Raw genomic sequence first — 22,578 nt, 5'->3', positions numbered from 1 at the left:
CATCAACACCCTTTTGATACTCTGTTATCTTTCAGCTTGAGTTGATACAGAGCAAGTGACCAGAAAAAAATAGAAAATCAGCCAAAATAATCGCTTATAGTGATAATAAAATTATTTTCAGGTATAAAAGCGACTAAATTTCAGCAACATCTCTTTCATGGTCTACTTTCAGCCAGACCTCAGACTTATCCAGTCATCTCTGCTAATGCCCTTCTCATCTAATTTCCTTACCATTTATCTCCATATAACGCTGATAATATCGTCTAGCAAAAATTTTTCTCCGGCAAGCCACGATATTAAGTAGTATAAAAATTCAAATTATAGAAAAATGAAGTTATATACATCAAATCTATTGATGGGGTTTTGTTACTACGCGGACGCTGCATCAGCGGCTGGCTATCCCTCAGGAGCTGTTGAACTATTTTCAGCCCATGAATTTGATCGGAAATCAGACGGCCCTCCGACATTGATGAAAATTAGCACAACCATGAATAAGTAAAATCCTGGACGCAGGAACTTAATAGGTTACATCGTTGACAACTGGCTATTTTGTTTTCTGGTATGACAAGGACCTGAATTTTGACCATCAGGCAAATTACGGCTGAAAATATTGCATTTTATCTATGGCTTATCCATGATCGGTACATGGCACTCTTAGGTTGTAAAGGTTTTAACTGATTATGGAATGGATTGCCGACCCCTCGATCTGGGCCGGACTCATAACTCTTGTGGTTATTGAGCTGGTTCTCGGTATTGATAATCTGGTCTTTATCGCAATTCTCGCGGAAAAACTTCCCCCTGCGCAAAGAGACCGCGCGCGGGTAACGGGCCTGCTGCTGGCGATGCTGATGCGCTTGCTATTGCTGGCTTCTATCTCCTGGCTGGTCACCCTGACTAAACCACTGATTATCTGGCACGATCTGAGCTTTAGCGCCCGCGATCTGATCATGCTATTCGGGGGATTATTTCTGCTCTTTAAAGCCACTATCGAGCTAAATGAACGGCTGGAAGGGAAAGATAGCGATAATCCCAGTCAGCGCAAAGGGGCAAAATTCTGGGGGGTGGTGGCGCAAATTGTGGTACTTGATGCCATCTTTTCCCTCGACTCCGTCGTTACGGCGGTCGGAATGGTTGATCATTTAGCCGTCATGATGGCAGCGGTAGTTATTGCCATTAGTCTGATGCTAATGGCCAGTAAAGCTTTAACCCGCTTTGTTAACAGCCACCCGACGATCGTTATTCTCTGCCTGAGCTTCTTGCTCATGATTGGCTTTAGCCTGATAGCCGAAGGTTTCGGTTTCCCGATCCCGAAAGGCTATTTGTATGCCGCTATCGGCTTCTCGATAATGATTGAATCCTTTAACCAGCTGGCGATGTTCAACCGTCACCGTTTTCTTTCGGCCAATCTGACCCTGCGTCAGAGAACAACTGAGGCGGTCATGAGCCTGTTAAGTGGCCACAAAGAAAAAGCCGAACTCGATAGTGATGGTTCATCGCTCATCGCTGACCATGATGACAATCCGCTCTTTAATCCCCAGGAACGAAGAATGATTGAGCGGGTACTTAATCTTAACCAACGCACAGTCAGCAGCATCATGACCTCACGTCATGATATTGAACATATCGATCTGAGTGCGCCGGAAGATGAGATTCGTGCATTACTCGATAAAAATCAGCATACGCGCGTGGTGGTCACCGGTGGCAATGACGACGACGATATGCTCGGCGTCGTGCACGTTATCGACCTACTGCAACAGTCGCTGCGTAACGAGCCTCTCGATTTACACGTTCTTATCCGCCAGCCGCTGGTATTTCCGGAGGCGCTGCCGCTGCTTTCTGCTCTGGAACAGTTCCGTAATGCCAGGACCCACTTTGCCTTTGTTGTTGACGAGTTTGGTTCCGTTGAAGGGATTGTTACGCTCAGCGACGTGATGGAAACCATTGCAGGTAATCTGCCTAATGAAGTGGAAGAGACCGATGCGCGTCACGATATTCATAAAAATGGCGATGGTAGCTGGACGGTTAACGGTCATATGCCGCTGGAAGATTTAGTTCAGTACCTCCCTCTTCCACTGGATGAGAAAAGGGAATACCACACGGTTGCCGGTCTGCTGATGGAGTACCTGCAGCATGTTCCGCAGGAAGGTGAAGAAGTGGCAATCGGCGGGTATATTCTGCGCACGTTGCAGGTTGAAAGTCACCGGGTGCAAAAAGTACAGATAGTGCCGCCAGCGCCGGAAGAAGATGAACTGGATTATGAAGTGTAATGCCTTCATATGTGAACAGGGTGAAGGGTGGTAAATCAGTTGTAGAAAGTGCGCTAATGTTTATGTCGGGTGGCGGCTAACGCCTTACCCGACCTACAAAACCCGTACTCGTATTAACGCCGGGTGACGGCTGGTGCCTTACACGACGGTAGCTACAAAACCTGCACTCGTATTCACGCCAGGTGACGGCTTACGCCCTACCGCCCAACAAAACCCGTACTCGTATTCACGCCGGGTGGCGACTGGCGCCTTACCCGGCTAATAAAACCCGCACACTCTTAGCCTGTAGGCCCGCGCAAGCGAAGCGCCGCCGGGCGATTTCACAACTGAGCTATTGCCAGCAATCCAGGTACGAGACGCTTCTTCTGCTTTTCCAGGCCAAACTCACAGCTTATCAAGCAGCTTCTTCACATCCTTCCCGTCCTGGGAGTTTTTATTGCGATCCGCCCAGTCATTCAGACGTTTTCTGGCTTCATCTTGCAGCTGTTTACGCAGAATCTGGTCCACCTGCAGGCTATAGCTCAACGTCTGCCAGTTACCATAAATACGTAGCGGAATTGCGGTTTGTTTGAGTCTGTCAATGAGCTTGCTCTCGCCTTTCCAGCCACCCAATACCCTGACGTTAAAACGCATATCGCAGTCTTCTTTCAGCAGGTTAAGCTCACCTTGTCCGGTGAGCGCCATCAGTTCAGATTGCCCCTGCATTCGCCTTAACGTCACCAAACCATTATCCAGCTCCAGCGCACTGCTGACAGAATCGAGCCGAGTGGCGTTATCGTAGTTTTCCTGCGCCTGCACATTGGTGCTGCGCTCCACGGCCTGCTGCACCAGCTGCTGGAAATTGAGTCCTTCAGTACGCGTATCCGTCATCTGGATTTGCGCCTGCCCTTGCCAGTTACGACGGAAATCATCAGCATCTATTTTTTCGCCGGAAAAGTCTCCGCTCAGCGTCAGCTTACCAGTGAGATTTAACGAATAGTTAAAGGCTTTCAGAATCGAGCTGATCTCAATATTGTCGAGTTTCGGCTGAAACGAAGCCTGTGGGGTATCGCTACGGGCGTCCAGCAAACCGGGCAGAGAGAGGTTGCCGCCATCCAGATTTCCCTGCAGCTGATTGATCGTCAACAGCCCCTGCTGATTACTGATATCACCTTTAACCTGGGTAAAATTCATTCCTCGCCACTGAAGCTGGTCAGCCGTCAGGGTCATTCGCGCATTAAAAGCGCGCAGAGCATTGTAATCTTGCTGAATATCGCTATTGGCGATAACTGGACGCAGCTGGCGAGTCTGACTCTGCCCTTGCTGGTTAGCTCCGTTATCAGTGGCAGGTGAAGTATGAGTCAGTAAGCTGTCCAGGTTCAGCGTGCTCGCCTGAAGATTCAGCGTCCAGTCAGGTTGTTCGCCTAACACCACGCTGGCATTGCCGGTAATGGCGCTGCCGTTGGCGCTTAAATTTAGTTTGTCAAAACTGAGCTTTTTCGCGTCTTCGAACCAGCTTGCCTGCAGGCTGCCCTGACCACTGATCCCCGCAGCAGGAAGCTCAGCACCACGAAGCTGCCAGTTCAATTGTGAAATTTCCGCCTTCAGGGAGTGAGGATAGTCGCCGCCCTGCACTTGAGCGGAGAGCGAAAGCGCCAGGTCTCGCTGATCGCGATTTACCCGGCCTGAAAAATCGAGCGTCGCATGATGATGTTCATCCTGTTCCATCTGCAGACGAATATCGCGCACCGTGACCTGCTCACCGTCTTCATGCTGAAAGAAGAGCACGCTATCGGCGATCTGTAGCTGCCGGACATCATACGACCAGCCGCGATCTTCAGATACCTGCGGCAGCGTATTATCATGTGGAACCACCGGCGCATTTTGACTACGCACGGCTTCGGTTTTGGAGGTCAGTTGGATGACTGCACCTTTCAACATCACCTGCTTTACCTGCAACTGATGGGAAATCAGCGGCATCAGCGCAACGTCCAGGCGCATGTTGTCGGCGCGAATGATCGGTTCGGCAGCGCCAGGCGCGGTCAACGTCATGCGACCAGAGAGAATACTGAGCTGCGGCCAGACGTGCCAGCGCAGCGGACCATCGAGCTCAAGCTGATAGCCGCTACGATCCGCGACCTCTTTGACCATATAGGCGCGAAAATCGTTGGGATTGACCAGTAATACCAGCGCGGTAAGACCGGCGACAACCACCGCCAGCAAGATCATCAGCGTCGTCAGAATTCGTCTCATGGCTTCCTCAGCAAACCGCTTAAATTATCAGTCCTTGTCGATTCGACTCGCCACCGCACCCTGCTGGTCACGATATTTGGCATCTTCACGACGGTTATAAGGCCGCGCAGCCGGGCCAGATAACGGTTCAAAGCTTAGCGCCCCGATAGGCATTCCCGGACGCAACGCCAACGGCAGCTTGCCGGAATTATAGAACTCGAGCACGATGCAACCGGACCAGCCCGGATCGATACGGTGTGCGGTGACGTGGACCATCAATCCAAGACGCGCTAGCGAAGAACGCCCGTCGAGCCAGCCGACCAGGTCTGCAGGCAAGGTCACGGATTCATACGTTACTGCCAGCGCCAACTCTCCAGGATGCAGGAAAAACGCCTCTCCTTCCGCCAGCACAATCTCCTCGCTCATCACGCGATCCAGCGCTGCGCTGACTTCCGCTTTTGGCCCGCTCAGGTCAATAAAACCTGCGGTGTGGCCGCGAAATGTGCGGAATTTATTCCCCAGGCGGACATCAACCGTCGCGCCATTAATCCGCTCTACAGGTGGGCGTGGATTAATGGCCAACCGCCCCTCATCCAACCAGGCTTCTATATCTCGGTCGCACAGACGCATGAACGTTCTCCTTTAAGGCATCGCGCCCTTACGCCTTCCGGGGATAAGGGCAATTTGGCTTCTCTTTGCACGTTACACAATTCGTTCGTGTTATTCAAAGAACTGACTGATTTTGGCCTTCAGAATATCGATGGCGATGCGGTTTTTACCGCCGCGAGGCACAATAATGTCGGCATACTGCTTGGAAGGGTCGATAAACTGCAGGAACATCGGGCGAACGGTTTTCTGATACTGCGCCATCACCGAATCCATTGAACGCCCACGCTCATTCACATCACGCTTGATGCGGCGCATCAGGCAGATATCCAGCGGGGTATCAACGAAAATAGAGAAACTGAGTTCATTACGCAGGCGAACGTCAGTCAGCAGTAAAATCCCTTCAAGGATGATGACTTTCTTCGGTTCAATATGAATGGTTTCCGGCATGCGAGTGTGCTCGACATAGCTGTAAACCGGTAACTCAATCGGCTGGCCGCTTCTCAGCATCTGTAGATGCTGAAACAGCAGACTATGATCCATCGAACTTGGGTGGTCATAGTTGGTTTTTACACGCTCTTCCATCGACAGATGACTTTGATCCTTGTAATAGCTGTCTTCCGGAATAACGCCGATATGCTCATCGCCGACTTGTTCACGTAGTTCACGATAAAGCGTGCTGGCGATGAGGCTTTTGCCCGAAGCCGATGCGCCGGCGATGCCTATAATGACGCACTGATGAGACGTATCAGTCATAAATTTTTGCGACCTGATTAACCTGGGAATGTAGGAAGGGTGGCGGTTGAACGCCAAACTCGGCAATTATAGGGATTTCAGGCCTGCGATACTAGTGCTAAGCGCCCTGCCCGGCTATTCCTCATCCGGCGACCAGCCTTGCGTATACCATATGTGCAATAACGCATACGATCGCCACGGCTGCCAGCGGCTGGCATAACGCGCAATACGCGTCGGCGTCATTCCAGGGAAGCGCTGTTTAATCAGGTAGTCGTCCGGCAGAAAGATATCCTGCGCCTGCCAGCCGCGAAGCGCAAAATAGCTGGCGGTCCAGCGGCCAATGCCGGGCAGCGTCTGCAACTGCTTCATTCCGGCTTCTATATTATCTGGCGCAACTAAAGGCAGCTCGCCGCTAATTGCCGCCTGAGCTAAATGAATCAGGGCTTCTGCACGCCGAAGCGGCATTCCCAGCGCTTTTAACGCTTGCGGGTCAGCGAGTGCCAACTGGTGCGCGGTGGGGAAAAGGTAAAACTCCGGCGCATCGGCGAGCGGTTTCCCCCAGGCAGCAGCGACTTTTCCGGCAAGTTTCGCCGCCATGGCCACGCTGACCAGTTGCCCCAGCACCGCGCGTACCGCTTGTTCAAAGGCGTCAAGGGAACCCGGCAGGCGTAAACCCGGCCTCGCCTGTGCCAGCTCCCCCAGCGTCAAAGCGACCTGCTGCGGGTCGCAGGATAAATCAAACAGTCGCGCAATACGGGCCAGGCACTCATCAGCCACTGGCTCCAGCCCGGGGGAAAGCGTGATTTGCATTCCTTGTGCCGCTTCGTCCGGCGTGACAGTAATCAGACCGGCATGGCCCGCCAGCGCAAAACTGCGGATATAGCGCCCGTCAACGAAGGTCTCAACCCCCTGCACCGCACGAGCGCCAAGAAAACTAAACATCCACTCCCAGTCATAGGGAGGGTGCCAGGCTAACAGCGTCATTATTTCTCCTTTTTCAGCGCTTCAATCATAGCTGCGGAACGTCGCATTTGCCTTGCTTTTAAATTCCAGTTGTCGCGATGGCATCAATCCGCTAAAGTCGCCCCCCTTCTTCACTGGCATGGGGATTTTGCAGGCTATGTTTATTGGTTTTGACTACGGTACCGCTAACTGTTCAGTCGCGGTGATGCGCGACAATATTCCACAATTGCTAACGCTGGAAAACGGCAGTTCACTGCTGCCATCAATGCTTTCAGCGCCCACTCGCGAAGCGGTCAGCGAATGGCTCTACCGTCATCATGAAGTCCCGACCAGCAGTGATGAAAACCAGGCGCTGCTGCGGCGCGCCATCAACTACAACCGCGATGAAGATATCGATGTGTTACGCAATAGCGTGCAGTTTGGCCTCGCCTCGCTGCATCAATACGTCGACGATCCGGAAGAAGTCTATTTTGTGAAATCGCCGAAGTCGTTCCTCGGTGCCAACGGACTCAAGCCGCAGCAGGTTGCGCTATTTGAAGATTTAGTCTGCGCCATGATGCTGCATATTAAGCAGCAGGCACAAGCGCAACTGCCGGAAACCATCGACCAGGCAGTGATTGGGCGACCGATTAACTTCCAGGGGCTCGGCGGCGATGAGGCCAACGCCCAGGCGCAGGGAATTCTGGAACGTGCGGCAAAACGCGCAGGCTTTCGCGACGTAGTATTTCAGTTTGAACCGGTTGCGGCAGGGCTGGACTTCGAAGCAACACTCAGCGAGGAAAAACGCGTTCTGGTTGTCGATATCGGCGGCGGTACCACTGACTGTTCGTTACTGCTGATGGGGCCGCAATGGCGAGAAAAAGCCGATCGCCAGCAAAGTCTGCTCGGGCACAGCGGTTGTCGCGTCGGCGGTAACGATCTGGACATCGCGCTCGCCTTTAAATGCCTGATGCCGCTGCTGGGCATGGGCGGAGATACCGAAAAAGGCATCGCCCTGCCGATTTTGCCGTGGTGGAATGCGGTAGCAATTAACGACGTTCCCGCACAGACTGATTTTTACAGCACCGCCAATGGCCGTCTGCTGAACGACTTACTGCGCAGCGCCCGCGATAGCGAGAAGGTTGCTTTGTTGCTGAAAGTCTGGCGTCAGCGTCTGAGCTATCGTCTGGTTCGCAGCGCGGAAGAGAGCAAGATCGCCCTTTCCGCACAGTCGAGCGTCACGACCGGGCTACCGTTTATCAGCGACGAGCTGGCGACGGCTATCAGCCAGCAGGGTCTGGAAGCGGCTTTAGATCAGCCGTTAACCCGCATAATGGAACAGGTGCAGCTGGCGCTGGATAACAGCAACGATAAACCGGATGTGATTTACCTGACCGGCGGCAGCGCTCGCTCGCCATTGATTAAAAAAGCGCTGACGGCTCATCTGCCGGGCATTCCAATTGCCGGGGGCGATGATTTTGGCTCAGTAACGGCAGGATTGGCCCGCTGGGCGCAGGTGGTGTTTCGTTAATCATTGATTGTTTCCCCGGATGATCGGGGTTTCGTAGGCCGGGCAAAGCGTCAGCCGCCGCCCGGCAACAATACGAACAGAATATCAAAATCGCGCTCTGTTATTTCCCTTCACGACGCGAAACGTAATCCCGCATCCCTTCTCCGGTATAAATCTGTCGCGGGCGATAAATGTTCAACGGCGCTTCATGCATTTCGTTCCAGTGCGCCACCCAACCGAGCGTTCTGCCTACGGCGGTAATCACCACAAACATCGACGCTGGCAGCCCCATTGCTTTGAGGATCACGGCTGTATAAAAGTCGACGCTTGGCGACAGGCCATTCTCAACAAAATACGGGTCGGTCAGCGCCACCTCTTCAAGCGCCATCGCCACCTGCAATGGCATATCACACATGCCCAGCTCTTCCAGTACCCGGTGACAGGTCTCACGCAATATAGCCGCTCTAGGGTCAAGATTACGATAGCGAGAGTTACCAAAGCCCAGGCGACGGAATGCCTGCGGATCGCGTTTTGCTCTACTCAGGAAGGCGGGGATTTGATCAACGGTCTCAATCTCTTCCAGCATTCGCATGCTGGCTTCGTTAGCCCCGCCGTGTGCTGGCCCCCACAGGGACGCAAGCCCCGCGGCAACGCTGGCGAATAAATTTGCCCCGGAAGAGCCCGCTGCCCGCACTGTCGTGGTCGATGCACACTGGCCGTGGTCAGCATGCAGCACCAGAATTTGGTTCATTGCCTGCTCAATCACCGGGTTAAGTTGATATTTTTCTGCCGGGATCGCAAACAGCATATGCAGGAAATTCCCCGCATAAGAGAGATCATTACGTGGATACTGCGCCGGCTGTTCAATGGAAAACTTATAGCTCATCGCCGCCAGGGTTGGCATTTTCGACAGTAAACGCGTCGCGGCCAGCGCGCGGTGTTCCGGATTTTCGACGTCCAGCACATCGTGATAAAACGCTGCCAGGGTCCCTACCAAAGCACACATTAATGCCATCGGATGGGAGTCGCGACGAAAACTGCTGCACATGCGAGCAATCTGCTCGTGCACCAGGCTATGGCGGGTAATTGTTTCGTTGAAAACCTGATAGCTGGCTTCGTCTGGCGCATCGCCACGCAGCAAAATATAAGCGACCTCAAGGAAGTCACACTGACGGGCCAGTTGATCCACCGGGTACCCGCGATGCAGTAGAACGCTATTTTCGGTATCAATCCAGGAGATGGCTGACGTACAGCCTGCAGTGTTGCTAAAACCGGGGTCAAAACTGCATATCCCTAAAGGCGCTAACGGGCGTATATCCATGCCAACGTGGCCGAGAGTCCCGGTGACCGTACTCAAAGGAATTGACCGTTGTTCATCCAAAGAAAGCATTAACGATTTCGTCGTCATCCTGTAAGGTCCCCCTGCACAACAAATGAATAATTTGCCTGGCCATTTCCCCAGGCGGAATTGCCAACATAACCAGAGTCGCCCCAGGATTCTTTGATATGAATAACCAAAACATTCACAAAGGCGCATTATTATTCATCGTTTTAGTGAAACTTCGCCACACTCCCCATCGAATAAAATAATGAACAACCGATCATTCGCATTACTTAAATCCTGCATCCATACGCAGAAAGGATAATTTTATTTTACATTCGACAGCCAACCGTGGTTTCTCATTTCATTCGGCATTTACATCTACATCATTACCCAATAATATCTATCCTTGGCCCCCTCAATGACGACAGGCGGGCCTACGTGCGAGACTGCAGGTTCGATCGTTTGATACCGATCGACGGTGGCGCTTTTTCAGGCTCCCCCGCAACACACCAAAAAATAAAAAATTAATTAAAGTGTAATATCTGCCAACTATCAGTAGCCGTTGTTATTAAATAAGCTATTGCAAATTTTATATATCTATACCAATGGCCTACTGGCTAATATCAAAAACGCCTATGCTTTGACGGAGTTTTTAGCTTGCATATCATCCCATCATCCCCATACGTTAACCTGACATGAGAATTTACCCAAGGCAGGTCTGGCCAGTTGCCCGACATGCAAATAACGCTGGAATAATATCTTTGACAACAGCAGAATGCTGCGTCGTCCAACCCTACGAGTTTATTTCCCGGATTCCGGGGGATTGCCTGTGCCAGCAGCAGGCTTCATCGCCGTTCATATCGTACTGGTTTTATTAATCCATACCGCAAGGGGTCGTGATTGAATCGTGTGTGCGCAGTTTTTGATATTGTTTGCCGATGCAACAGACTTCATTTCTGGGCATGGAGTGGCGTATTTTTGGTCCTACAGATGTTGGCCCCGGCTCGCGCGGAAGTCCGTCAACTGGGTATCGATATTCCTGTATACTGGTACGCTGACGCCAGCGACAAGATGACGTTAGATGCCTTTCTTTCTCTGCCGGAAGATGCGCTGAAAACGGCACCGCTGATCCCCTCGTTTGGCTATTCGCCAAAGACCTTCTGGTTGCGTACCACGCTTCCTGCGGCATACTTCGCCGGTGAACAACGCTGGCTGCAGCTGGGCCCGTCATTTGTTGATCATTTAAGCGTATTTTATCGTCCTTATGGCAGCGATAGCCCGTGGATACGAAAAGAGTTTGGCGATCATGCTCCCGCTCGGGATAACGATCTCGACTATCGGGAGAGCGTGCTGATTTTACCGCCGCCCCCCACCATTGAGGGTTACGAGATAGCATTCCGTCTCCAGAGCAGCAGCACACTCATTCTGTTGGCAACCCTCTCTTCCCCACAGGAGTTTGTGCGCTCTGCGACTCTCGACACGGCCTTCTGGAGCTTTTATTTTGGTCTGGCTGTGATTGCCAGCGGCATCGCACTGTGGCTCGCCGTTGCGCTACGCCGCCGTTTACTGTGGGGGATCTGCTTATTCTCTCTCAACTATCCGCTGGTAGCAGCACTGCACGGATATCCTGAATGGCTCTTTGGCGATGTGGTGTTGCCGGTGCAGGATTACATGATCAGCTGTTTGTCGCTGGTGAGCTACGCCACTGCCCTGTGGATGCACAGCGAAATTTTTGATCTTAAGAAGAATATGCCGCGGCTGCATAAACTGCTGCTGGCGGCTATCGGGTTAAATATTGTCTTGCAAATCAGTATCCCGTTGGGCTTCTATGGCCTGGCGATGCAGATAGAAGCAGGGATATTCTTCATCGCCGCCCCTATTCTGCTGATAACGTCCTGGACGCTGTGGCGGCGTAAAGCGATTGACCTGAATACGTTACTGTTGGGGCTACTACCACCGGTATACGTGGTGTCCGCCGCACTGGTTTTGCTCTCCATCCATGGCGTTATTCCCTTTCATAATATGGTTTATTCAACCTGGCAGTACGCGCTGATTATCCATATCGTCACCGTATTGATTATCGCCGTGCTGCGCATTCGCGCGGAAAACCGCAAGTTAATGAAGAAACAGCAGTTAGCGCGGGAGCTACAGATTGAGCGCGACGCCAGTTTTCACCAGCGCCAGTTTATGGGGATGGTGGCACATGAGTTCAGAACGCCGCTGGCGGTTATTCAGGCCGCGCTGGAGAACCTGCGCCTGTGCACCTCATCCGCGAGCCAGGGCTCACGTCTCGATCGTATGCAGCGGGCAACTACCCGCCTTGTACAGCTAACCGATAATTGCCTGGCCGATGCCCGTCTCTCCTCCTACGACCTGCACGCAGATAAACAAAATGCCGAACTGCTGCCGGTTATCCATACGGCCGCCACGGTGGTGGATCTGTCGCTGAACCATTATTTAAATGTCACCCTGGAGGGGCAAAATGTTGGCCCTGAATCCTCTTCGCCGATGCTGTTCATTGATAGCGGGATGCTGTGTATTGCTATCGCTAACCTGCTTGATAACTCGGTCAAATATTCAGAATCGGGTGAGATAAGAATCGAGATTTTTCAGCAGGAAAAACATTTTGAAATCCGCATTGGCGATCGCGGTCCCGGCATTCCACCTGAACAGGTCGAACATATTTTCGAGCGCTATCGCCGCGGCGAAACGCATACGACAACACCGGCCGGGACCGGTCTTGGACTGTATGTCGCCCGACAAATCGTACAGGCCCACGGCGGGGACCTGTGGCTGGCAAAAAATACCGCTGCCGGATGCGAATTTGCGCTTACTCTCCCGCTGGATGGACAGCAGAAGGACAAATCATGACATTACGCGTGGCTATTATCGAAGATAGCGCTGATTTACTGGATGAACTATTGGCTTTTTTGCGCCATCGCGGCTTTGATGCCTGGGGCGTACGCAGTGCCGAAGCATTCTGGCGGCAGCTGCATCGCGACCCCGTCGATATCGTGCTCATCGATATCGGCCTGCCGGGGGAAGACGGATTTAGCGTACTGGACTATCTGCATGAAATTGGCCAGTTCGGGCTGGTGGTCATTACCGCCAGAGGGCATGAACAGGACCGACTGCAGGCGTTAAACTCCGGTGCCGACCTCTATCTCATCAAGCCGGTAAACTTTTCCGATCTCGCCGATAGCATTAATGCGCTTGGCTCCCGACTTCGGCAGCAAAAACCGCCGGTTAACGCTCCTCAAGCAATATCAGCGGAACGGTCAGCGTCGTCGCCCTGGACGTTACAAGTTGAGCAGCTTGTCGCACCTTCGGGGTTGACCCTACCGCTGACGCAACAAGAGTATCGGCTGCTGGAGGTCTTAATGCGTAATCGTAATGAAGTCTGTAGCAAAGTTGCCCTGCACGACTGCCTGTTCACCGATGAAGGCGAACCGGAGCTGCACCGAATCGACGTGGTCATCAGTCGTTTACGGCACAAAGCCCGCCTGCACGGCATTACCCTGCCCATTCGCGCCATTTTTGGCAAAGGTCTGGCGTTTATTTCCTGATATCTCCTCCCGGCAGTCACCAACCTGCCGGCTTAGTCCGTCCTTTCTGTACTGTTTCATTACTATTACGTTATGAATTCGGCTTTTCTTGTTAACTTTTTTTCAGTTTTTGAGAGGAATGAGAGAAATGAGACTGACAGCACATTAAGAATTTTCCTACATTGACATGGTGTCGTGAGCGAACCACGTCAAAGCGTCATTAAGATAATGGACTGTCGATAAATTCAGCAACCTCTGAATTCCGGCCGTTTGCCGCACGCTTTGCTCCCACGATCGCCAGTACGATTTTGAAGAAGAGTATAAAAATATTCTCGTGCGTACGATGTACTGTTTTAACACCTAAAATTAAGTTAAAGGATATCAATCATGGCCATGCAAACATGGTTAGCCTTATTGCTGTGCATATTTTGCCTTTGCGTTTCCGTCTATAGTCTTGTTTCTTATATTAGAGACAGGAGAAAACAGAAGTTTCCGTTTTCAACGAAAAACTCTTCGCGCAGAAGATAATTAAAGCCACAGCAATAATAAAAAATCTGCACAGCAACAATCACCGCATACGCCCGGAGGATTGATCACAACATGGCGTTATGTTGATTTATCAGGAAAATAACGCCATGAAAAGAATAAACATCGCAATCAATACTAAAAATACGTTCCTCAGAGAATCTTTGGTTTCAATGGTCAATGAACTTATCCGCAGCAATGCTAATCTGGATGTTAATTTTTCTTATAAGCATAATGATTTTTTAGATAAGGATATCATTATCGCTGAAGTTCTCCCTGGAGAGATCTATCTGTGCAATACCAGCATAAAGAATCGCAAGAAAAACAGCTCAGTGATCATATTACATAGTTATGACAAGCTCCCGGAAAAAGAGTTGATCGTTAACTGTCTGAAAGACGTTATCTTTGTCTCAATAAAATCGGTCAACATTGATAAAATGTTTGAAATTATTGCCCAGGAACTAAAAAGGTGTGAACACCTGACGCTGGCGCAGGTTACAGATTCAACGCTAACCTGCACCAACTGCCCGCATAAAATGCTTTCCCGATCGCAGGTCGCCGTCGCCACCGGTATTATTCATGGCTTTGACATTAGCAAGATATCTGCTCTCAACAAGGTGAGTATCAAAACCACCACATGGCACAAAAGTAAAATTATGGAAAAATTCAGCCTTAATAATAATTATGATTTTTTCCAGTTTATGAATTTGTTAAAAGAGCGCTGGTAAACCCTCGCTTATGCTGATCATTGATAACACTATGCACGGTAAAATTAGGAATTTGACGGCTTGTATAGGAAGGGATTCCGAAAAATATCAACAAGATGAAAAACATCTACTCAGGTGCGACAAGCAGCAGGTAACATTACTTGATTCCTTGGTATGAAGATACCGTAGCGTATTTTTATACAATAAGAAAAACGTCTTTATCGAGGAATGAGTTACTTCGTCACATTGCCCCTTGCGTGCCTGTTAGGGGCCTCTTTTTCGCCGTGATGAGTAAACGCGCCCCATAAACGAGGGCGCGTGACGATCAGGCTTCGACCTGCTGAGGTTCAGCTTCAGCTTCCAGTACTTCTTCCTGCAATAGACCTTCATTTTTTGACAGCATTGCCGTCGCGATACCGTTACCCAGTACGTTTATCGCCGAACGCCCCATATCCAGGAAGTGGTCAATGCCCATTAGCAGCAAGATGCCCGCAACAGGAACATTGAAGCTGGGGATCGTGGCGGCCAGCACCACCAGCGCCGAACGCGGCACCCCGGCAATCCCTTTCGACGCCAGCATCAGCGTCAGCATCATCACGGTAATCTCACTAAAGCTCAGCTGAATATTGTAGGCCTGAGCGATAAACATGGCGGCAAAAGAGCAGTACACCATCGAGCCAACCAGGTTAAAAGAGTAACCAATGGGCAGCACAAACGAAGCGATGTTACGCGAGCAGCCAAATTTCACCAGCCGCTCCAGGGTCTTCGGATAAGCGGCTTCCGAGCTGCTGGTGGTAAACGCCACCAGTACCGGGTCTTTCAGCATATTGAGCAGGCGAAAAACCTCTTTTTTCAACACCATATAGCCTACCGCCAACAGCACGACGCTGGTCAGCAGAATCGCCACATAGTAACCGCCGATAAACGAAGCATAATTAAGCAGGATCCCCAGCCCCTGAGAGGCGATAACCGATGAAATCGCCGCGAAAATCGCCAGCGGTGCCACATACATGACGTACCCGGTCACCTTCAGCATAATGTGGGAAACCACGTTGAGCGCAGCCACCAGCGGGGCATTAAACTTTTCGCCCAGAGATGCCCCGGCAATGCCAAAGAACATTGAGAACACCACTATTTGCAGAATCTCGTTGTTGGCCATCGCCTCGGTAATGCTGGTCGGAATAGTATGCGTCAGAAAGCCTTTTAAGCTCATTCCGCTTACCGCCAGCCCGGTATCCACGGACTCTTTAGGAATAGCGAGGTTCAAACCGGCACCGGGATGTTCGAGAGTCACGATCACCAGCCCGACCAGAATGGAGAGAATTGACGAGGTGATAAACCACACCATCGCTTTGCCACCGACCCGCCCGATTGTGGCCGTCTCGCCAAGGCGCATGATACCGACCGTCAAGGTACTGAAGACCAATGGCGCAATCACCATCTTAATGAGGCGCAGAAACACATCGGTTAGCAGCGTAATGTTTTCAGACCATGCGGTAATGGTCGTTTGCGCGGCATATGCATGGATGGCCGCGCCGGAGAGGATCCCCAAGAGCATGAAAATGACGATGAACAGCGTGAGTTTGTTTGCACTTGCCACAAAAATTAACCCCTGATTTATTTAACGTGTTGTTTTCAATGCGTATGTATTTTTTTTATTGAAACGCACCAAACATTCACCACATAAATTGAATAAAAGCAGACGGGGTTACAACTCTTTTTTTAGTTTTTATAGTAAAAGTTGATATGCTCGTTGACGTGCATCAAGCCGCGGCGGGTTGTCCGAAAAGATCAAAAAAAGCGCCGGTGGTCGAGGCCAGCCGGCGCAAAGAGGCATTAGTTTTTGACGGTATCCTCCAGGAAGAAGCGCCCCAGCGGATTCTGGTAAAAACCGTCGATATTCTTGCGGCTGACGTTGCGGTACGGGCTGTAATACAGATCAACCCAGTTCACGTCGGCTTTGGCCATTTTTTGCAGGTCAATATACATCTGCTCGCGCTTTTTACTGTCCATTTCTACGCGCGCAGCGGCCACCAGAGCTTTAACCTGCTCATTATGATAGCGGGTCATATAGTTCATATTGGCATCATGACCAAGCACAAAGGTGGTTTTCTGGTCAGGGTCAAGAATATCGTTCGTCCAGTACATTACCGAAATATCATAATCCCCGGCGACCAGCATATCCCAACTCTGGCTCGGGTCGACTTTTTGTAAATTCACCGTCACCCCGGCTTTTGCCAGCTGCTGCTGGAGCAAAATCGCGATTTGCTCGTCCACTTCATCCCCGGCGTTAACCACGTAGTTCAGCTTCAGGTCGGCGGCCCCCGCCGCCTTCAGCATCTCTTTGGCCTTTTGCGGATCGTATGGCCTGCGAAGATTGTCCGCGTAATGGTAAAGCGCCCCGGCAGGAATGTAGGAGTTCGCCACCTGACCATAGCCAAAGGTCACGGTCTTCACGATAGCGTCTTTATCAATCGCAAAGTCCAGCGCCTGACGCACCTCCACCTTACCCAGCGCGCCGTGAGAATGGTTGATCAGCAGATGGTCTTCACGAGTGGAAGGATCCAGCTCAACCTTCAGATTGGCGTCTTTTTGTAACGAGGCAATACGCGAGAAAGGCACGGTCAGCGCGGCGTCAAGCTCACCAGCCTGCACTTTCAGCATTCGGGTATTATCATCCGGAATGGTTAACCACTCCACGCCGTCCAGGCTGACGTTTTTCGCCTGCCAGAAGTTCGGGTTCTTAACCAGCACGATTTTTTCGCCGCGCAGCCACTCTTTAACACTGAACGCGCCGGAACCTATCGGTTTTTCGGCAAACGCCTCTTCACCTTCCGCCTTCATCGCCTGCTGTGAAACCACCGAGGCGTTCGGCAGCGCCAGCTGCGATAAGAATGGCGCGGAGGGCGATTTCAGCGTGACCACCAGGGTGCGCGGGTCCGTGGCCTCCGCTTTGGCGATAATGCTATAGGAATCACGCCATAGCGAACCTTCATCATCGCGGATACGCAACAGGCTAAACGCCGCATCGCTGGCGGTCAGCGCTGTACCATCAGAGAATTTGGTATCACGAATTTTAAAGGTATAGACCTTACCATCCGGGGAAATCGTCCAGCTTTCTGCCACGCCAGGCTCCAGCTTAGTCCCGGTTTTATCCACCCGTACCAGCGGATCGAAGACGTTGGAAAAAACCCAGTTGTCAGCATTTTGCGCCGATTTTATCGGGTCAAAAGTGGTGCTGTCCTCGCGACGGCCAATGGTTAATACCCCTGCCGCCTGCGCTATTTCGCTCACCACGCTGAGCGCCAGAAAAACGCTCGCCGCCAGTAATTTAACTTGCCTGTGCTTCATCAAAAGATCCCCCTGTCAAAGGATAAACGGTCTCATCGCCCGCATGGTTCAATACGCAGGCATAAGCGCGGTCGGCAATCTGCCGGGTTGGTGGTGGTTCGCCGGTGCGGCACTGCACCTGCGCATAAGGGCAGCGCGGATGGAATGCACAGCCTTGTGGAACAGCGACGGGGCTGGGCGGCTCGCCCCCCAGCAAATTCTTTGGCAGCGGTTTATCCGGGTCAATTTCCGGGATCGCAGATACCAGTGCGGCGGTATAAGGATGCAGGGGGCGGGTAAAGACCACTTCCGCAGGCCCCTCCTCTACAATTCGCCCGAGATACATCACCGCGACGCGATCGCAGAGCCGACGCACAATCGCCAGATCGTGGGCAATAAACAGAATCGCCAGACCCATTTTCTCCCGCAGATCCATCAATAAATTCACGATCTGCCCCTGAATAGAGACGTCCAGCGCCGCAACGCACTCATCCGCCACAATCAGCCGCGGTTCAATAGCCAGCGCTCTGGCAATACCGGCACGCTGGCACTGACCACCGCTAAGCTGAGAAGGTTTCGCGCTGGCCTGCTGCGCACGCAGGCCAACCTGGGTGAGCAGTTCCGCTACCCGCTGAGCAACTTGCGCGCGCGGCACCTTCTGATGAACGCGCAGTACCTCCGCAATACTTTCTCCCACGGTCTGGCGCGGGTTTAATGACCCAAAAGGATCCTGGAAAATCATCGCGCTTTGCTGGCGTAGACGGGCGATATCGCTGGTTAAGCCATGAGTAATACGCTGACCATCGAACCGGACCTCTCCGCCAGCAACCCGTTCGAGCTGCAGCAGCGCCCGTCCAAGGGTGCTTTTACCGCTACCGGACTCGCCGACCAGGCCCAGCGTCTCGCCGGGATAAATTTGCACCGTGACCTGGTTAACCGCATGCACCACTTTTTTCGCTTGCCAAAGCCCGCCGGAAACCGGAAAGGTGACGGAAAGATTATCGGCCTCAAGCAGCGGCCAGTTAGGGTAAGCCATTATCCCTCCCGCCGGGTAAGCGTCGGCAATATATGATGGCAGGCTACCGCATGGCTATGACTAGCCTGCCCGTCGCGCAACAACGGCTGGTGCAGGCAGGACGCATCGGCGCGTCGACAGCGCGGATGAAAACGGCAGCCCGATGGAAAGTGGTCGGCAACCGGCGGCTGGCCGTCGATGGTCGTCAACCTCCCCAGCCCGCCTTCACTGACCGGCTGGCAATCAATGAGTCCGCGAGTGTATGGGTGCAGCGGCCCGGCCAGTACTTCTCGCTTGTCGCCCACCTCACACAGTCGGCCGCCGTACATCACCGCAATTCGATCGCAGGTTTGCGCCACCACACCGAGATCGTGAGTGATCATAATGACCGCTAGCCCCAGCTCAGCACGCAGGTCGCTCAGCAGGCGCAAAATCTGCATCTGTACGGTCACATCCAGCGCGGTTGTCGGTTCGTCGGCAATCAGCAGCGCAGGCTCCGGGGCGAGGGCAACGGCAATCATCGCCCGCTGGCGCATGCCGCCGGAAAATTCATGCGGATAGTTATTAAGCCGATTCTGTGGGTCCGGGATCCCCACCTGGCGCAGCAGCGCCAGCGCATCCTCTCGTGCCTGACGACGGTTAGCGCCAAAATGGAGGCGGCGGCTTTCCGCAATGTGTTCCCCGATGGTCATCACCGGATTTAAGTGGCTGGTGGGGTTCTGGAAAATCATGCCGATTTCCCGCCCGCGCACCGCCGACATTTGTCCTTCGCTCAGGGACAAGATATCGCGCCCTCCCAGCAGAACCTCGCCGCCAGTAATCCGCAGTCCGGCCCCCGGCAGCAGGCGCATCAGCGCCCGGCAGGTTACGGTTTTTCCCGACCCGCTCTCGCCGACCAGCCCAAGCATCTCACCGGCTTCGAGACTTAACGAGACGTTATCCACCAGCGCGATATCTTCACCACGCGTGACCGTCAGGTGATTCACCTTAAGCAAACTCATACGCGCTCCCCTAACTTATCCCCTAGCCCATCGGCCAGCAGGCTGAACCCCATCGCCAACAGCACGATGGCGATCCCCGGAAAAGTCGTTATCCACCACGCGGTGGTGATAAAGCTCTGCCCTTCGGCAACCATCACGCCCCATTCAGCGGTTGGCGGCTGCACGCCGAGCCCGAGATAGCTCACCGAGGCTCCGTTTAGCAGCACCAGAACGCAGTCGGACATCGAAAAAACGATCGCGCCGGTCAGCGCATTCGGCAACAGATGGCGAAACAAAATGCGCAGGTGCCCATAGCCCAGGCTACGGGCCGCCAGAATAAAATCGCGCTGTTTCAGCGTCAGTACCTGAGCGCGCACCAGCCGGGCATAGGAGACCCAGCCCACCATTGCCATGGCAATATAAAAGCTGCTCAGCCCCGGCCCAAGGATGGCAATAATTGCCAACATCAATACCAGAAACGGAAAGGCCAGCACGATATCGATCACCCGCATCACCAGCGCATCCACGACACCGCCGAGATAGCCGGAGAGCGCACCCAGCGTGGTGCCGAGCATAAAGGGGAACAGTACTCCCAGCAGGCAAATTTGCAGATCAACCCGCGCGCCCCATAGCACTCGGGAAAAGACATCGCGACCAAAGTTGTCGGTACCGAACGGGTGCGCGCCGCCCGGAGACAGCAGGCTGGAGGACACGTCCTGAGCAATCGGATCGAACGGCGCTATCCACGGCGCCAGGCAGGCCACCAACAGCCACAGTCCGACAATTGCCAGCCCGGCATATAGCGCCTGCTGACGCGGAATAACCCGCTGACGCAGACGGGAAAACGTCGCTGTCGCCTTCATAGTTTTATCCTCGGGTCGAGAGCCACGGTCAGAATATCCGCAAGCAGGCTGACCGCCACGGTGGCAAGGGCAAAGACCATGACCACGCCCTGAACCACCATGTAATCACGGCTAAAAATCGCCTTTACCAGAAGTTGCCCAAGACCAGGGATGGCAAATACGCTTTCGATAACCACCGTACTGCCGATTAACCAGCCAATATTTACCGCCAGCAGATTGATGGTCGGCACCAGCGAATTGGGCAGTACATGCCGCCAGAAGATGCGTCTTTCCCGCTGCCCGCGCGCCCGCGCCGCCACGACGTAGTCGCTATTCATCTCCATCAGCAGGCTGGCACGCAGGTTACGAATCAATACCGCTGAAAGCGCCAGCGCCACGGTCAGGCACGGCAGAACCATATGGTGTAGCTGATCTAAAAAATCGCTGCCGTAGCCGGAAACCGGGAACCAGCCAAGCACGATGCTGAACAGCAAAATCAGCATGATGCCGAGCCAGAACGCCGGAAATCCCAGCCCGGCGGTGGTAAAAAGGCGAATCAGCCGATCGGCAAGACGTCCGCGCTGGCGTGCGGCAATCGCCGCCAGCGGCACAGTCAAGGCAATAGCCAGCAGAACGCTACCCAGTACCAACCACAGCGTCGGTTCAAGACGCGAACCAATCAGCTTCAGGGTATCCACTCGATACACAATCGAGTTTCCCAGCTCCCCTTGCAGCAGGTTGCGCAGAAAAAAGCCGTACTGCACCCATAGCGGCTCATCAAGACCAAACTGCGCGCGAATGCGAGCCAGCGCAGCCGGAGTACTGCGAACCCCCAGCAGAATGCGCGCCGGATCGCCGGGGATCGCCCGCACCATCATGAATGTGATCAAGCTGATGCCGAGCAGAACCGGCAGCAGCTGCAGCGGACGAAAAAGCAGGAAGCGGTAACGATGCATCAACAGCCTCCCGCATCGCGCTGGCGCGCCAGAAAATCGAGCAGTATCGGGTAGTAAGCCTGCGGCTCTTCGTAAAACGGCATATGGCTGCTGTTGGCAAAAATGGCTATTTCGGCGTTCGCCAGTCCCTGCTTCATCTTCAGGGCGCAGGCGGGGGTAAGTTCATCATGCAGCCCGCTGGTTATCAGGCACGGGAAGCGGATCGAACCCAGTTCAGCACTGCGGTTCCACGCTTTTAAATTACCGGTATAGAGGAATTCGTTCGGCCCCTGCATCGTGATATATGGCCCCATATTCCAGTCCTCAAGCGATCGCTTAACCGGTTCGGGCCACACATCAAGGCGGCAAACGTGGCGATAATTAAGCAGCGTAATCGCCGCCTGATAGGCCGGGTGCTCCAGCCAGCCCAGCGCCTCATAGCGCTGCATCATGGCGACGGTTTCGGGTCCCAGCGCACCGCGCAGGCGATTCAGTTCCTGCACCAGATGCGGCATATCGGCGACGGTATTTTCGAGAATCAGCGAACGAATTGCGCCAGGATGGTGCAATGCCACTTCAATCGCCAGCCATCCGCCCCACGAATGACCAAGCAGGTGCACTTTACCGAGCCCCAGCGCCTGGCGGACGGTTTCCACTTCACGTACGTAGCGCGCCATGGTCCACAGGCTGGCGTCATCCGGTCGGTCGGATTTCCCGGTTCCCAGTTGATCAAAGGCAATCACCCGGTAGCCGTGCTGCTTCAGGCAGGAGTGAGCCTCTCGCAAATAGTCGCAGGGCAGCCCTGGTCCGCCGTTGAGGCAGAGAACGGTCTCATCGCCATCGCCAAATTGATAAGCCACGACGTTATAACCATCCACGGCAATGTTATGGCACTGATCGGGCGCTATTTCGCTCCACATGGTGTGTTCCTCGTCGTCGATGCTGCTGGTGTGGCGTTGCCTTAACGCTAACGGCAACGTCAGAAGCTGAACAGTTAGCAAAAATACTAGTTTTGCGCTGCGCCGGGACGGCATCGGAATTGCATACCTCAGAGCGAGCTATTGACGGATTTGCACAAATCGTGCCCGTCGCAGGTCTCGTTTA

18 protein-coding genes are annotated in these 22,578 nt (G+C 53.1%); 6 read left to right on the top strand and 12 right to left on the bottom strand.

Annotated elements, in window-relative coordinates:
• The first annotated feature begins 680 nt into the window (after positions 1 to 680).
• Complete coding sequence (locus DA718_RS09710; RefSeq protein ID WP_112213188.1) at positions 681 to 2,267, top strand: TerC family protein; 1,587 nt, start codon at positions 681 to 683, stop codon at positions 2,265 to 2,267.
• Positions 2,268 to 2,651: 384 nt separating this feature from the next.
• Here the strand turns inward: DA718_RS09710 and asmA are convergent, their stop codons facing one another.
• From asmA to alkA, 4 genes are all read right to left on the bottom strand, one after another.
• Positions 2,652 to 4,499 (bottom strand): outer membrane assembly protein AsmA, encoded by a 1,848-nt coding sequence (gene asmA, locus DA718_RS09705; RefSeq protein ID WP_112213187.1) that lies wholly within the window; start codon positions 4,497 to 4,499, stop codon positions 2,652 to 2,654.
• A gap of 27 nt (positions 4,500 to 4,526) precedes the next feature.
• A complete protein-coding gene (gene dcd, locus DA718_RS09700) occupies positions 4,527 to 5,108 on the bottom strand; it encodes a dCTP deaminase (RefSeq protein WP_110275488.1) in 582 nt (193 codons plus the stop codon).
• 90 nt (positions 5,109 to 5,198) lie between these two features.
• Complete coding sequence (gene udk / locus DA718_RS09695; protein WP_110275489.1) at positions 5,199 to 5,840, bottom strand: uridine kinase; 642 nt, start codon at positions 5,838 to 5,840, stop codon at positions 5,199 to 5,201.
• 114 nt (positions 5,841 to 5,954) lie between these two features.
• Positions 5,955 to 6,803, bottom strand: a complete 849-nt coding sequence (gene alkA / locus DA718_RS09690) for a DNA-3-methyladenine glycosylase 2 (RefSeq protein ID WP_112213186.1) — start codon at positions 6,801 to 6,803, stop codon at positions 5,955 to 5,957.
• A gap of 136 nt (positions 6,804 to 6,939) precedes the next feature.
• Between alkA and yegD the strand changes: the two genes are divergently transcribed.
• Positions 6,940 to 8,292 (top strand): molecular chaperone, encoded by a 1,353-nt coding sequence (gene yegD / locus DA718_RS09685; protein WP_112213185.1) that lies wholly within the window; start codon positions 6,940 to 6,942, stop codon positions 8,290 to 8,292.
• 100 nt (positions 8,293 to 8,392) lie between these two features.
• On the opposite strand, the gene DA718_RS09680 is transcribed toward yegD, so the two are convergent.
• A complete protein-coding gene (locus DA718_RS09680) occupies positions 8,393 to 9,679 on the bottom strand; it encodes a citrate synthase (protein ID WP_112213184.1) in 1,287 nt (428 codons plus the stop codon).
• Between the two features lie 816 nt (positions 9,680 to 10,495).
• Between DA718_RS09680 and DA718_RS09675 the strand changes: the two genes are divergently transcribed.
• The 4 genes from DA718_RS09675 to DA718_RS09665 all read left to right on the top strand — a co-directional run bounded on the left by DA718_RS09675 (position 10,496) and on the right by DA718_RS09665 (position 14,393).
• A complete protein-coding gene (locus DA718_RS09675; RefSeq protein ID WP_112213183.1) occupies positions 10,496 to 12,466 on the top strand; it encodes a sensor histidine kinase in 1,971 nt (656 codons plus the stop codon).
• Positions 12,463 to 13,161, top strand: coding sequence for a response regulator transcription factor (locus tag DA718_RS09670; RefSeq protein WP_112213182.1), 699 nt, complete (start codon positions 12,463 to 12,465; stop codon positions 13,159 to 13,161). Before DA718_RS09675 ends, DA718_RS09670 begins: the two co-directional genes overlap by 4 nt.
• A gap of 366 nt (positions 13,162 to 13,527) precedes the next feature.
• Entirely contained in the window at positions 13,528 to 13,668 is a 141-nt protein-coding gene (locus tag DA718_RS30260) for a small membrane protein (protein ID WP_142462796.1), read from the top strand.
• 107 nt (positions 13,669 to 13,775) lie between these two features.
• Entirely contained in the window at positions 13,776 to 14,393 is a 618-nt protein-coding gene (locus DA718_RS09665; protein WP_112213223.1) for a helix-turn-helix domain-containing protein, read from the top strand.
• Between the two features lie 304 nt (positions 14,394 to 14,697).
• Here the strand turns inward: DA718_RS09665 and DA718_RS09660 are convergent, their stop codons facing one another.
• From DA718_RS09660 to DA718_RS09630, 7 genes are all read right to left on the bottom strand, one after another.
• Positions 14,698 to 15,930, bottom strand: a complete 1,233-nt coding sequence (locus DA718_RS09660) for a dicarboxylate/amino acid:cation symporter (protein WP_267285568.1) — start codon at positions 15,928 to 15,930, stop codon at positions 14,698 to 14,700.
• Positions 15,931 to 16,208: 278 nt separating this feature from the next.
• Positions 16,209 to 17,723 carry an ABC transporter substrate-binding protein gene (locus DA718_RS09655; protein WP_110275497.1) on the bottom strand — a complete coding sequence of 505 codons (1,515 nt, stop codon included), beginning with the start codon at positions 17,721 to 17,723 and terminating at the stop codon, positions 16,209 to 16,211.
• Positions 17,704 to 18,738 carry an ABC transporter ATP-binding protein gene (locus tag DA718_RS09650; protein ID WP_110275498.1) on the bottom strand — a complete coding sequence of 345 codons (1,035 nt, stop codon included), beginning with the start codon at positions 18,736 to 18,738 and terminating at the stop codon, positions 17,704 to 17,706. The genes DA718_RS09655 and DA718_RS09650 overlap by 20 nt, the downstream gene beginning before the upstream one ends.
• Complete coding sequence (locus tag DA718_RS09645; protein ID WP_110275499.1) at positions 18,738 to 19,718, bottom strand: ABC transporter ATP-binding protein; 981 nt, start codon at positions 19,716 to 19,718, stop codon at positions 18,738 to 18,740. Before DA718_RS09645 ends, DA718_RS09650 begins: the two co-directional genes overlap by 1 nt.
• Complete coding sequence (locus DA718_RS09640; RefSeq protein ID WP_110275500.1) at positions 19,715 to 20,560, bottom strand: ABC transporter permease; 846 nt, start codon at positions 20,558 to 20,560, stop codon at positions 19,715 to 19,717. The genes DA718_RS09645 and DA718_RS09640 overlap by 4 nt, the downstream gene beginning before the upstream one ends.
• Positions 20,557 to 21,495, bottom strand: a complete 939-nt coding sequence (locus DA718_RS09635) for an ABC transporter permease (RefSeq protein ID WP_112213181.1) — start codon at positions 21,493 to 21,495, stop codon at positions 20,557 to 20,559. The genes DA718_RS09640 and DA718_RS09635 overlap by 4 nt, the downstream gene beginning before the upstream one ends.
• Positions 21,495 to 22,394 carry a proline iminopeptidase-family hydrolase gene (locus DA718_RS09630; protein WP_112213180.1) on the bottom strand — a complete coding sequence of 300 codons (900 nt, stop codon included), beginning with the start codon at positions 22,392 to 22,394 and terminating at the stop codon, positions 21,495 to 21,497. Before DA718_RS09630 ends, DA718_RS09635 begins: the two co-directional genes overlap by 1 nt.
• Between the last annotated feature and the right edge of the window lie 184 nt (positions 22,395 to 22,578).

It is taken from the genome of Klebsiella huaxiensis (genome assembly GCF_003261575.2).
Lineage (GTDB): Bacteria > Pseudomonadota > Gammaproteobacteria > Enterobacterales > Enterobacteriaceae > Klebsiella > Klebsiella huaxiensis.
Note: the sequence above shows the minus strand (reverse complement) of the source record. Positions and strands in the feature narration are given on the sequence as shown.